Annotated in this window: 10 protein-coding genes and 1 pseudogene; 6 read left to right on the top strand and 5 right to left on the bottom strand. The window is 71.7% G+C overall.

Annotation, left to right across the window (positions count from 1 at the left end):
• Positions 1 to 1,639, top strand: a pseudogene (locus KUM32_RS43825) (pullulanase-associated domain-containing protein); the annotation flags it as partial.
• Positions 1,640 to 1,837: 198 nt separating this feature from the next.
• The gene (locus KUM32_RS26680; RefSeq protein WP_254406164.1) at positions 1,838 to 2,155 is read left to right on the top strand and encodes an alpha-amylase; all 318 of its coding nucleotides are present in this window, start codon (positions 1,838 to 1,840) and stop codon (positions 2,153 to 2,155) included.
• Positions 2,156 to 2,561: 406 nt separating this feature from the next.
• Here the strand turns inward: KUM32_RS26680 and KUM32_RS26675 are convergent, their stop codons facing one another.
• Entirely contained in the window at positions 2,562 to 3,239 is a 678-nt protein-coding gene (locus KUM32_RS26675; RefSeq protein ID WP_217144503.1) for a TetR/AcrR family transcriptional regulator, read from the bottom strand.
• 125 nt (positions 3,240 to 3,364) lie between these two features.
• Here KUM32_RS26675 and KUM32_RS26670 point away from each other — a divergent pair, with 125 nt between their 5' ends.
• The 4 genes from KUM32_RS26670 (at position 3,365) to KUM32_RS26655 (ending at position 9,084) form a co-directional block, all read left to right on the top strand.
• Positions 3,365 to 4,798, top strand: a complete 1,434-nt coding sequence (locus KUM32_RS26670; RefSeq protein ID WP_217144502.1) for a cytosine permease — start codon at positions 3,365 to 3,367, stop codon at positions 4,796 to 4,798.
• Positions 4,799 to 4,900: 102 nt separating this feature from the next.
• Positions 4,901 to 6,532: an amidohydrolase gene (locus KUM32_RS26665; protein WP_217144501.1), complete on the top strand. Its 1,632-nt coding sequence runs from the start codon at positions 4,901 to 4,903 to the stop codon at positions 6,530 to 6,532.
• On the top strand, positions 6,529 to 7,626 hold the full coding sequence (locus KUM32_RS26660) for a C45 family peptidase (protein ID WP_217144500.1): 1,098 nt from the start codon (positions 6,529 to 6,531) through the stop codon (positions 7,624 to 7,626). Before KUM32_RS26665 ends, KUM32_RS26660 begins: the two co-directional genes overlap by 4 nt.
• A gap of 261 nt (positions 7,627 to 7,887) precedes the next feature.
• The gene (locus KUM32_RS26655) at positions 7,888 to 9,084 is read left to right on the top strand and encodes an epoxide hydrolase family protein (RefSeq protein WP_217144499.1); all 1,197 of its coding nucleotides are present in this window, start codon (positions 7,888 to 7,890) and stop codon (positions 9,082 to 9,084) included.
• A 52-nt stretch (positions 9,085 to 9,136) separates the two neighbouring features.
• Here KUM32_RS26655 and KUM32_RS26650 read toward each other — a convergent pair whose 3' ends face one another.
• The 4 genes from KUM32_RS26650 to KUM32_RS26635 all read right to left on the bottom strand — a co-directional run bounded on the left by KUM32_RS26650 (position 9,137) and on the right by KUM32_RS26635 (position 12,788).
• Positions 9,137 to 10,009 carry an LLM class flavin-dependent oxidoreductase gene (locus tag KUM32_RS26650; protein WP_217144498.1) on the bottom strand — a complete coding sequence of 291 codons (873 nt, stop codon included), beginning with the start codon at positions 10,007 to 10,009 and terminating at the stop codon, positions 9,137 to 9,139.
• 105 nt (positions 10,010 to 10,114) lie between these two features.
• Positions 10,115 to 10,774, bottom strand: a complete 660-nt coding sequence (locus tag KUM32_RS26645) for a response regulator transcription factor (protein ID WP_217144497.1) — start codon at positions 10,772 to 10,774, stop codon at positions 10,115 to 10,117.
• On the bottom strand, positions 10,771 to 11,958 hold the full coding sequence (locus KUM32_RS26640) for a histidine kinase (protein WP_217144496.1): 1,188 nt from the start codon (positions 11,956 to 11,958) through the stop codon (positions 10,771 to 10,773). Before KUM32_RS26640 ends, KUM32_RS26645 begins: the two co-directional genes overlap by 4 nt.
• On the bottom strand, positions 11,955 to 12,788 hold the full coding sequence (locus KUM32_RS26635) for a CPBP family intramembrane glutamic endopeptidase (protein ID WP_217144495.1): 834 nt from the start codon (positions 12,786 to 12,788) through the stop codon (positions 11,955 to 11,957). Before KUM32_RS26635 ends, KUM32_RS26640 begins: the two co-directional genes overlap by 4 nt.
• Positions 12,789 to 12,908: the final 120 nt, after the last annotated feature.

The following is a 12,908-nucleotide window of genomic DNA, read 5'->3' as shown; positions in this document are numbered from 1 at the left end:
CGGTACGGACCGTACGCATGCCTCGGACGCGTACGACCGGGGTCATCCGCTGTACCGGTCGATCGCGGCGTTGTCGAAGCTGACGAAGCGGCATCCCGCGTTGCGTGACGGTGTGCAGGAGGAGCGGTACGCGGACGACGGGCGGGGGGTGTACGCGTTCTCGCGCACGGACCTGGAGGAGGGGGTCGAGTATGTCGTGGCGGTGAACAACGCCGAGCGGTCCCGGACGGTCGGGGTGCCGACGTACTCGGCGGGGATGGACTTCCGCGGTGTGTACGGGTCGTCGGCGCGGGTGACCAGTGGCGGTGACAGGAAGGTGGCGGTGGAGGTTCCGGCGTTGTCCGCGGTGGTGCTGAAGGCGGCGAAGCCGCTTGGTGCTCCTGCCGCCGGGCCGTCGGTGTCGGTGCGGGCGCCGGCGGCCGGTGCCACCGGTGATGTGGAGGTCACCGCGGCGGTGGACGGCGGCCGGCTGAACCGGGTCGTGTTCGCCGCCCAGGTCGGTAACGGGCCGTGGCGGACCCTGGGTTCGGCCGACCACGCCCCCTACAGGGTGACCCAGCACCTGCCCGGCACGGTGCGGGCCGGAACACCTCTGCGCTACAAGGCCGTCGTGATCGACAGCGCCGGACGCACGGCGAGCGCCACCGCGGCCACCACCGCCGGACAACCGCCGCTCAAGGCCAAGCCTAGCGCCGTGGACCGCCCCTACGCCGTGGTCCACTACCGGCGGCCGGACGGCGACTACGACGGCTGGCAGCTCAGGTCGTCCGCGGGCACGGCGGACTTCACCGGCCGTGACGCCTACGGGGCCTTCGCCTGGGTCGAGCTGGACGACGCCGCCGACGTGACCTACACCGTCGAGAAGGACGGTACCGCGGACGGCCCGCAACGCACGGTCGAGACGGTGAAGACGGGTGAGGTGTGGATCGAGCAGGGCGGAACGGGGCAGGCGGTGACGGCACCCGACGGCGCGTACCCACCGCAGGACCAGAAGAAGGCCGTCCTGCACTACCACCGCGCCGACGGTGACTACGACGGCTGGGGCCTGCACACCTGGACCGGTGCGGCGAACCCGACGGACTGGTCCAAGCCGTTGGAGCCGGTCGGCAGGGACACCTTCGGCGTGACCTTCGAGGTGCCCCTGGCCGAGGGCGCCACGTCCCTCAGCTACATCGTCCACAAGGGCGACGAGAAGGACATCTCCGGTGACCGGTCCCTCGACTTCGCCACCCACGGCAAGGACGTCTGGCTCACCGGCGGCACCGGCGACTACCTGCTGCCGACCGTGGGCACCGCCCCCGACCTGGACCTCGGCACGTCGAAGGCCCACTGGATCGACGCGGACACGGTGGTGTGGCCGGTGAAGGCCACCGAGGCCACCAGCCAGCAGCTCGTGTACGCACGCAAGGGCCACATCGAGATCGAGGACGGTGCCCTGACCCACGAGGGCCACTGGCTCCGACTGGCGCCCACGACCCTCAGCGACGCGCAGAGGGCGGCGCACCCGCACCTCGCGGACCGCCCGGCCTTCAGGGTCGACCCGCGTGACCGCGACCGGATCCGTACCGCGTTGCGGGGCCAGGTCATCGCCACGCAACGGGCGGCCAACGGAGCGCTGACCGCGGCGACGGGCGTACGGATCGTCAGGCACTGACGCTGACCGAACGGCCCCCGGGGGTGCCCGTGCCGGACGACCGGCACGGGCACCCCCGGCTTTCCACCGGCACATTGCAAGAGTTGCTGAAACTTGTCGCAAAATCATTCATGCCCCTTCGCGGTCTCGTACCTTGAGTGAGTTCGTTCATCAAGTGAAGGGGAGAGTGTGATGAAGCGATTCATGCGTTCAACTTTCGTGTTCTTCACGATGACCCTGACGTTGGCGACGTTCGGCACGGCGGCTCACGCGGCGTCCCCGGAGGACGCGAGCGGCCGGGTCGGCGCACCCGACTGCGTGCGGTTCAGCGCCGGCTGGCGCTACACGTTCGTCACCAACGACTGCTCGAGCACCCACTCCGTGACGGTGGTGTACCGCGACGGAACCGACGTTCCCTGCCGCTCGGCACACCCGGGAGCCCTGGTCACCTTCCCGGGCTACGGAACTCTGGGCAACGAGGTTGTGGGCGTCGCCCTGTGCGACGCCGGCGGCAACGGCTGACCGTCGCCGCCGGCGGCCGGTCGCGCGCCGGCGGCGACCCTGGTCGCGCCTCCTCGTGACGACGAGGCGTGAGCCGTTCTCAGGAGCGATGAAGTGCGGTGCGTGAGCGCCTGATGTCGGTCACATGAATGCCGTTGACGGCACATGACCCAGGTGGAGCGCTGACGCCGGCCTGGTCGCCCTGACGCTCGTCGTGCACGCGGAGGCCCTGCGGGCACGTGGCGACGCACTGCCCGGCCGCGCCCCACGACGCCATCGCCGAGCCGGGTGCGGTGAGGGCCGAGGCACTGGTGGGGCGGCACCTGGCCGGCAACCGTGAGGCGGCCGGTGGGTGCCACCGGAAACAGGCCGGGCCTGCTCGGACCCGACGGTCGAGCCCCCCCGGCGGCGGAAGCCCACCCGCACGTCACCGAGGGGCGGATGCCGTGGCTGTCGTGGGGGCGGCCGATCGGGCCCGGGCGCGGAGTGTCCCCGGAGCCAGACCGAGCCGGGCCTCGGCGGTCTCGATGGCCACGTCGCCGAGGTCCAGGCCGCCCTCCGGCTCCGCGTCGTCGTTGGCATATGATCCCAGGCCGTCGACGGTGATGAGGATGTGCGCCGCTGTCCGGAGCGTGTCGTCGCTCGTGAACTCTCCTGCCTGCACGCCCCTGTCCATGAGGGCCACGAGAGCCGTGCGCGTCAACGATTCCTGCGTGCGCACCGCGAGCCGCAGGGGGTCCTTGAACCTGCTGAGGTGCCGTGCGTTGAGCCACAGGCGACTGAGGTCCAGGTAGTCGCCGTCCGCGAGCCCCACGAGGAAGCGGGCGAGACGGTCGACGGGCGGGAGGTCCTGCTCGTGCGGCGGCAGGAGCGACTCGCGTTCCCTGGTCGTGGCGTGCGTGAACGCCTCGCTCACCAGGTGGTCCGCGACCGGGAAGTAGTGGCTGATGAGGCCGGGGCGCACGCCCAGCTCCTCAGCGACGCGCCGCAGCGTGATCAGTTCCAGCCCCTCCTCCAGCGCGATGCGTGCGGCGGTCTCGACGATCTCCGCACGGCGCTGCTCGGGCGACTTGCGGGTGCGTTTCGGCTGAGGTCTTGACGTCATGGTGCCCAGGCTATTGGATCGGTGACCAACAAACGGTTGGCCGATTGACCAATAGCGGTTGGCCGCTTGTCCAACAACGGGCGACCGCAACGACGCGCCGCCACCGGCACACCCGAGAGGCCTCGATGACGACACAGCCCACAGCCGCCTCCGCGGGACCTCGCCACCTCCAGGGTTCCGAGCGGGCGGGGCAGCCGGAGACCCGGGGAATCGACCTGGTCCCCGTCGACGAGCGCGCGGGTCGCCCGCGCCAGCTCTTCGCGGTGTGGGCTGCGCCGAACGTCAGCTACCTGAGCCTGGCCGTCGGCGGCACGTTGATCCTCATGGGGCTGACGCTTCCGCAGGCGATCGCAGTGATCCTCGTCGGCAACCTGCTGTGGATCTTCACGGGGATCATCGCGGCGAGCGGTCCTGCCGCCGGCACGAGCGGCTCGGTCATCTCCCGCGCGTTCTACGGGGTCCTCGGCAACAAGGCCGTGCTCGTCCTGACCGGCTGGCTCATCGCCGCGGCCTACCTCGCCCTGAACTGGTCGGCCGCCTCGGTCGCGGGCATCAGCCTGGCGACACGCATGGGGCTGCCGGACAACTCGGCCGTGCACGCGGCCGTCATCTGTCTCATCGCCGCGGCGACCCTGCTGATCGCGATCTACGGATACGCGACGATCGTCCGCCTGTACGCCGCGCTCAGCATCCTGCTGACCATCGTGTTCATCGTCGTGACGGGACACGTCCTGGCCGAGGCCGACTGGTCCTACGCCCCGGCGGAGCCACTCAGGGGCGCCGCGCTCGCCGCCGCGCTCGGCATCGCCTTCACCATCGTCGCCTCCACTCCGCTGTCCTACAGCAACAGCCCGGACCTGGCCCGGTACCTGCCCCGTGACTGCAGTCCCGTCGCCATCGCCGGATGGACGGCCCTGGGCGCGTACCTGCCGAGCGTCCTGTTCACCACCGTCGGCGCGCTCGCGGCCACCAGCCTCGACATGACCGACCCGCAGGCCGCGCTGGAGAGCATCCTGCCGGGGTGGTTCGTCCCCGTCTTCGTCGTCGCGGTCGTCGTCAACACCATGACGAACAACGGCATGACGGCCTACAGCGCCAGCCTGTCGATCCAGTCCGTCGGCGTCCGTCTCGCACGTATCCCCGCGGTCCTGATCATCGGCGGCCTGGGTACGGCCATGACGCTCTACGCGATCCTCGTCTGGGACTTCCTGACCAGCGTCAACACCATGCTGCAACTCGTGGTCGTCGTGACCGGCCCGGCCATGGCGGTGGCCGTGACCGATGTCCTCATGCGGCGCAACCGGTACAACGGCGCGGACCTGCTCGGGCAGGAACGCGGCGGGCCCTTCTGGTACCGGGCCGGGATCCACTGGTCCGGCATCCTCGCGCTCCTCACGGGCGGGGTCACGTCCCTGATGTGGGTGACCACGAGCTCCTGGACCGGCCCGATCGCCGCGGCCATGGGCGATTTCGACCTCGCGATCCCCTCCGGCATGGCCGTCGCCGCCACCGTCTACTGGGCCTGCGCACGTCTCCTCGGGACCGTTCCGCGCGCCTGACCCTCCTCGGACCCCGACGCGCCCGTCTGCCGGCCCGCCGGGACGAGCCACCGCACACACGCACCACCAGAAGCACACACGCACCACCAGAAGGGAACCCCCGTGTACGCCGACGCCATCGTGCTGGCCGGTCACGTAGAGACCCTGGCCGGGGCACCGGCCGGTCCGTCCGCGAACGCCGTCGCGATCGCCGACGACCGCATCATCGCCGTCGGTGACATCACGGACCTCGGGCCCGTGCGCGGTCCCGGTACGGTCGTCCACACGTTCCCGGGCGCCACGATCCTGCCCGGCCTCACCGACGTCCACGCCCACCCCGTGTGGGGGTCGATCGAGATCGGCAGCGGCGTGGACCTCGGCGGGGCGTCCACGCTCGACCAGGTCCTCACGCGCCTGGCCGCCGCCGCGGACGGACGGCCGGCCGACAGGTGGATCACTGGCTTCGACCTCGACGTCAACGTCTTCGACGGACGCCCCGACGGCACCCTGCTCGCGGAACGCTTCCCCGGGCGGCCGGTCTCGCTGATGACACGTGACGCGCACGCGCTCGTCGTGAGCCCCCGTGTCGTGGAACTCGCCGGGCTCACCGGCCGCGAGACGTTCACCGACGCCTCGTCGGTCGAGGTGGACTCCGACGGCCGCCCGACCGGCTTCGTGGTCGAGCTCCAGGCGATGGCCCTGGTGTTCGACCACTACCCGGACGTGCCGGTGGGCACCGCCGCCGGGTACGTCCTCCACCAGCTCGAACGCCTCGCGCGCAGTGGCCTGACCGGGCTGCACGCGCTCGACTTCACCGACCCGTCCGAGGCCGTGTACCGGCACATCGAGGAGCACGGGGAACTGCCGCTGCGCGTCCGGTGCTCCCCACTGGTGCCGGCCGACTCGGCCCCCGAGGTCTGGCAGGAGATCGCCGGCCTCCAGGGCCGCCGTGGACGGCGCTGGCACGTCGAGGGCGTGAAGTTCATGCTCGACGGCACGGCGGACAACGGCACGGCGTGGTTCGACCGCCCGGACATCCACGGCGAGAACCGCGAGCCGCTGTGGCGCGACACCGAGGCCTACCGCGCCGCCATGAGGTTCTTCGCCGAACGCGGTGTCCCGACCGCCACGCACGCCATCGGCGACCAGGCGGTCCGGTTCGCCCTGGACGTCATCGAGGAGGTCGGCCCGGTCGCCCGCGCCCCGCACCGCATCGAACACATCGAGTCCATCCCCGACGACCTCCTGGACCGGTTCGCCGAACTCGACGTCGTGGCGAGCCTCCAGCCCGTGCACGGGACCCGGCACACGCACGCCGACGGGACGGACAACTGGTCGCGGCGCATCGGGCCCGACCGCGCCGCCCGCGGCTGGCGCACCCGTGACCTGCTGGACCACGGCGCCGTCGTGGCACTGGGCTCCGACTGGCCCATCGGCCCCGGCGACCCGCGCGTCGGCCTCGCCGACTGCCAGCTGCGCCGCCCGGTCGAGGAGCCGGACACGGCCCCCGTGCAGCCCGGACAGGCGATCTCCGCCCGCGAGGCCTACACCGGGATGACGGCGTCCGCCGCCCACGCCGCCGGCGCCTCGGACGACCTCGGAAGGATCACGGCGGGTCACCTCGCCGATCTCACGGTGTTCGCGGCGAACCCCCTTGACCTGACCCCAGACGCACAGGCCGGCAACCAGGTCCTCGCGACCGTGGTCGGCGGCACGGTGCAGGTCCACATGAACAGCGCAGAAGGAAACTCGTGAACCCGACCATCCCCCGCCCCGCACACCGCCCCCACGTCAAGGCAGCCGCCACCGACCCGTTCGACCGCGGCGTCGCCCGGGGCGAGCAGCTCCGGGACGGCATACCCGCCGCGAGCGAGGTGTACGACCGGCTCTTCGCGCTCGGCGGCATCACCCCCGCCCAGGTGAGTGAGGACGCCGAGCGTGCCCTCGACACGATCGGGCGGTTCCGCCCCGCGGCCCGCGCCGAGATCTCGGGCATCGCCCACGGAGCCGGCGTCGACGAGTGGCGCGTAGCCGCCCTCAACGCCCGTACGGAAATCCTGGCCCGCGGTTCCGCCGTGCCTCCGGGGGAGTGCACCACGATCGTGCGCCGCATCGACGGCGACGACGGTTCGCCGCGCACGCTCGGTGTGCAGACGTGGGACTGGCACGTCGAACTGGGCGCCATGTGGCACACGCTGGAGTCCCGCGGCGGCCGGCACGACTTCGTCGGCCTCACCGAGAACGGCATACTCGGCAAGATGGGCGTCAACAGTGCCGGTCTGGCCCTGCACTTCAACATCCTCGGTCACGTCCGCGACGGCATCGGCGGCATCCCCATGCACGTACTCGCGGCCATCGTCCTCGAGGAAGCGGGAAGTGTCGCCGAGGCCGTCGAGATCGTCCGCGGTTCGCCCCTCGCCTCCTCGGGGTCGTTCGCGCTCTTCGACGAGACCGACGCCGTCCTGCTCGACCTGAGCCCCGTCGGAGTCTTCGAGGTGCCGCCCACGCAGGGCACGCTCGTGCGTACCAACCACTTCCTGACCCCGGTCCCCGCCGCCGGCGAGAAGACCTGGCTCTACCAGCCGGACTCGGGCGAACGCCGCGACTTCGTCCGCGCTCGCCTCGCCCACCGGCAGCCGACGACGGTGGACGACCTGGCGGGTCTTCTCGTGACCGGTGAGGGCGAGCCGCCGGTGACCTGTCTGCCCGACCCGGACAAGCCACTCGGTCAGCGCTGGGCCAGCCTCGCCACCCTCACCCTCGAACCCGCCACACGCACGGCCCGAATCCTCGACGGCACGCCCGCCGACATCGGCTCCCGCGACTGGCGCGTCCTCACCGCCGGCTGACCGGACGCCCGGCCGAGGGCCGGCCACGGCAGGGGCACGAGGCAGCACGGAGCCCGCCGAGCCGGTCCCGGCGGCCGGGTGACCGGCGACGGACAGGGGACCTCCGCACGGCGTCCCGATGAGCACGGCACGGTCGCGAACGCGGGGCGGGCCCGCCCGGCGCTGCGGCAGGTCTCGGCGCACGACGGCCGTGTCGTGCCTTGCCGTGCGCACGTCTCCCGCCCTGGAAGGCGTCTGTCCGTCCGGGTTAGCATGCGTGCCATGGCAGACGCAGCGCCTTGCCCGCAACCGTTCACCCAGCGAACGGACCCCGCAGTGCTCGAGGACCTGCGGGCCCGGCTCAGGGCGACGCGCTGGCCGGACGCCCCCGAGGACGCCGGGTGGTCGCTCGGGACGGACGTCGCCCATCTTCGTGAGCTCGTCACCTACTGGGCGGAAGAGTTCGACTGGCCGAAGCAGGAGGCAGGGCTCGCCCGGCTGCCCCGTTTCCGGGTCCGGCTCGGCGGCCAGGCCATTCACTTCGTGCACGCCCGGGCCGTCGCCCCGTCCGGCCCCGCACTGCCCCTGATCCTCAGCCACGGCTGGCCGGACTCGTTCTGGCGCTACACGAAGGTCATCCCCCTTCTCACCGACCCCGGAGCACACGGCGCCGACCCCGCCGACGCGTTCGACGTGATCGTGCCCGACATGCCGGGCTACGGGTATTCCGACCGCCCCGCCACCGGCTCACCGCTCGACTCGATCGCCGTCGCGGGCCTGTGGGCCGAACTCATGGACACCCTCGGCTACGCCCGGTTCGGTGCGGCGGGCGGGGACATGGGAAGCCACGTGAGCCGCTACCTCGCTCTCGACCACCCCGACCGGGTCGTGGCCGTGCACCGTACGGACGCGGGCTTGCCCGTCTTCACCGGCGACCCGGCCGGTCTCACGGCCGAGGAGCGCGCCTGGTTCAAGGAGGTCGCGGCCTGGGGCGCGGAAGAAGGCGCCTACGGTGCCGTGCACCGCACCAAACCCCAGACCGCCGCGGTCGGGCTCACCGACTCGCCGGCCGGGCTCGCCGCGTGGATCGTCGAGAAGCTCCGGGCATGGAGCGACTGCGACGGCGACATCGAACGGAGCTTCACCAAGGACGAGATCCTCACGAACGTGACGCTCTACTGGCTCACGGGCACGATCGGCTCGTCGATGCGCATGTACGCGGCGAACGCCGAGATCCCGACCGAGCAGCTCACCCGCCGGGTCGAGGTGCCGTCCGGCTTCTCGATCTTCCGCGGCGACGTCGTCCGCCCGCCGCGGGCGTGGCTCGAACGCACGGCGAACACGGTGTACGTGAACGAACCGCCCCGCAGCGGGCACTTCGCACCGTTCGAGGAGCCCGAGCTCTACGCGGAGGAACTGCGCACCTTCTTCCGTCCCTACCGCACTTCCGGGCCCGGCATCCCGAGAGCAGGCGCCTGACGCCGCCCGGGCCGCCCCCGGCGAACGAGGGGCACGTGACACCCGGACCTGGCTAGCGGCCGAGGGCCTCCAGTACGCGGCCGAGCTGTCGCGCCGGCTCGGGGCCGGCCATCCGCAGGACGACCGTGTCCGCCCCGGCCGCCGCCAGGTCGTGGACGCGTTCGGCGGCTTCCCCGGCCCGGCCGGAGACGGTGAACACCTCTTCCGCTGGGCGGCCGAGCCATGCGCCCTGCCCCTCCACCTGGGGCCGCAACGTCTCCGCCACCCGCTGTGGATCGTCGTCCACGCAGCAGAAGGCGAGCACGGTCAGGGTGTGGTCGGGACCGGCCCCGCCCCTTTCGGCCAGCGCCCGGGCCGTCTTCACCTCGTCGGGCCCGTGTCCCTCGGCGATCACCGTGCCGTCCGCGACCCGCCCGGACAACTCCAGGGAGCGGGGCCGTACGACCCCCGCGACCACCGGCGGCGGCTCGACGGGCGGGTGGACCAGCCGCACGCCGTCCAGCCGCACTTCACGGCCCGACAACTCGACCCGTTCCCCGCGCAGCAGCGCACGCACCGAGCCGATCGTCTCCTCCAGGAGAGCGAGCGGAGAGCGTGGTGCGACACCGACGGAGACCATCCACTCCCGCACCCCGTGCCCGACCCCGGCCACCAGCCGGCCCGGGAACACCCGTGCCAGCGTGGCCAGTTCCATCGCCAGCAGAGCCGGACTGCGCAACGGCGCGGGGGTGATCCCGATGCCGACCCGCAGCCGCTCCGTCGCTCCCAGCGCCACGGCCGCGGCGGACACGCCCCCGTTCCAGCCGAGGTCCTCGACCACCCAGAGGTCGTCCACCCCGAGCGCCTCGACCTCCCGCGCGAAGCCGGGCAGCCCTTCCGGGGCCCAGTCGCGGTCGTACATCACACCGATCCGTACGGTCGTCATGGACCGCAACCTATGTTCCGCCCGGGAAATGATCAAGACCCGGACGAGGTGGCGGACGTCGGACGTCAGGTTCCCGGCGCATCCGCCGCCGTCCGCACGGCGGCGTCAGGTGACCAGTCCGTGGCGGTAGGCGTAGACGACGGCCTGGACGCGGTCGCGGAGCTGGAGTTTGGCGAGGATGCGGGAGACGAAGGTCTTGACGGTCTCCTGGCTGATGACGAGGGCCGCGGCGATCTCGCTGTTGGAGAGGCCGTCCGCGATGAGGCGGAGCACCTCCAGTTCGCGAGGGGTGAGCGGGATGTCGCGGGAGGTGTTCTCGGCGGGGCGGATGCGGGCGGCGTAGCGGCCGACGAGCTGGCGTGTCACGTCGGGGTCGAGGAGGGCCGCACCGGTGGCCACCGTCCGGATGCCGTGGAGCAGCCGGTCCGGGGGCGCGTCCTTGAGGAGGAAGCCGCTGGCGCCGGCGCGCAGTGCCTCGTAGACGTATTCGTCCAGGTTGAACGTGGTCACCACGAGGACCTTGACGGGGTGGGGTACACCGGCCCCGGCCAGCAGGCGGGTGGCTTCGAGGCCGTCGAGGACCGGCATGCGGATGTCCATCACGACGACGTCGGGCCGCACCTTGTGGGCGAGTTCGACTCCGGCCTGTCCGTCTCCGCATTCGCCCGCCACCTCCATGTCGGGCTGGGCGTCGATGATGGTGACCAGGCCGGTACGGATCAGCATCTGGTCGTCGCAGACCAGGACCCGGATCGGTGCGTTCACGAGGCGCTGCCGACGGGGATGCGTGCCCGTACCGTGAAGCCGCCGTCCGTACCGCCGTCGGCGCTGAAGTCACCGCCCAGGACGTTGACGCGTTCGCGCAGGCCGGTCAGACCCCGTCCGCTGCCGACGGCGGCGGCGCTGCGCGAGCCGGTACCGTCCGTGCTGACCTCCACGGTGATCTCCCTTTCTCCGTGCCGCACCTCGACCGAAGTCCGGCTGCCGTGAGCGTACTTGAGCGCGTTGGTCAGTGCTTCCTGCACCACCCGGTAGGCGACGAGGTCGGCGCTGCCGGTCGATGCCGGTGGTGTGCCGTGTTCGGTGAAGTCCACCGGCTGTCCGGCCCGGCGGGTCTGCTCGACGAGGGTGAGGAGCCTGCCGGCGGCGGGTGTCCTGGGTTCCTTGGCCTCCGCCGTCCCGGTACCCGTGCCGGTGCCGTGGTCGGGGTTGAGCAGGTCGAGCAGGTGCCGCAGGTCGGTGATGGCGCGGCGGCCGGTGTCGCTGACGGCGGTCAGGGACTGCTCGAGCCGCTCGGGTGCGGCGGTCAAGTAGCGGGCGGCTTCCGCCTGTACGACCATGGCGGTCACGTGGTGGGTCACCACGTCGTGCAGCTCGCGGGCGATCTGGGTGCGTTCGGCGGTACGGGTCTCCGCGGCGACGCGCTCGCGGCGTTCGGCCTCCGCGGCCCGGGTGGAACGCAGCCACGCACCGGCCCACCAGGCCATGCCCAGCAACAGGTAGAACGTCGCGAACCCCGCCGGCGTCTCGCTACCCGAACCGAGCTGGGAGAGCGCGATCGCCAGCGGCAGGTACGCCGCGGAGAGAAGGATCACGGTGGTGCGCCGGCGGCGTTCGAGATGGGACCCCGCACTGATCAGCACGATGGGCAGTGCGCTGCCGGCGACCGTGTGGTAGCCGCGCAGCTGGTCGAGGGCGAAGCCGCACGTGACCAGGGCGAGACAGACGAGCGGCCACCGCCGGCGCACCGCGAGCGGAAGGCATTCGAGGACGAGGGCCACGATGGCGAGCGCGTCGAAGGGACGGGTCGGCAGGTCCCCGACCGACGTCCCGTTGCCGCGCAGTTCCGGCAGGAACGACGCGACCAGGAACAGTATCCCTAGTGGAAGGTCGCGGACGGTGACGTCGAGCCGGCGCCACACCTGGCCGGCTCCCTGGGGGCTGATCACCGGGCGAGTGTAGCGAGGACCTGGGCCCGCTCGGCCCGCTGTCGGGGGACGATGGTGCCGCGCCTGCGGGCCAGCCACAGGAAGGCGATCGTCAGCAGCGCGCCGAACAGCACGGAGTACACACTGGCCTCCGGGCCGAACTCGCCGCCCGTGATCAGCGTGGCGCCCGATATCGAGGCGTCCAGCAGTCCGTGCGTGTCGCCGTTGCCCGAGACCACGGTGCCGAAGATACCGGATGCCGCGAAGTTCCAGCCGAAGTGCAGGCCGATCGGCAGCCACAGCGAGCGGGTGGCGGCGTACGCGGCGGCGAGCATGCCGCCGGCCTCGATCGCGATGGCGACGGCACCCAGCAGGGTGGCGTCCTCGTTGAGCAGATGGGCCGCGCCGAACACCACCGCGGACAGCGCCAGCGCGAGGTACGTGCCCAGACCTCGCTCCACCAGCCGGAAGAGCAGGCCGCGGAACATCAGTTCCTCCGTGACGGCGGCGCCGGCCATGAAGCCGACCAGCCCGATCGCTCCGGTCAGTGAGCCGAAGCCGTGGACCTCGTAGTCCCCGAGGAAGTAGATGTTCGCGATGACGCATCCGAACATCGCGACGCCGATGAACAGGCCCCGCAGGAGCGCCCCCTGCGCTCCCTCGCGGGCCAGCTCAGTGACCGGGCGCCGCTCGGTGCGCCCCACGACCCACCGGTAGACCGACACGGAGAGCACGACCGTCAGGCCGCCCAGGAGGAGCGACAGCCACGGGTTGTCCTGCACCGCGGTGACGCTCTGACCACCGACCGCCCCGACCGCGATCACGGCCAGGATCTGCCACACCATTTTCATGACGACTCTTTCTTCGGTTCCGTTTCCGGTTCCTTGTCCGGTCCGCGGCCGGGGGTGCCGCGGCTGAAACGAACGCTATGGAAACGGTGATCAGGAATCGTCACCTCACAGGGGACACTT

Source organism: Streptomyces sp. AC627_RSS907 (assembly GCF_019049165.1).
Note: the sequence above shows the minus strand (reverse complement) of the source record. Positions and strands in the feature narration are given on the sequence as shown.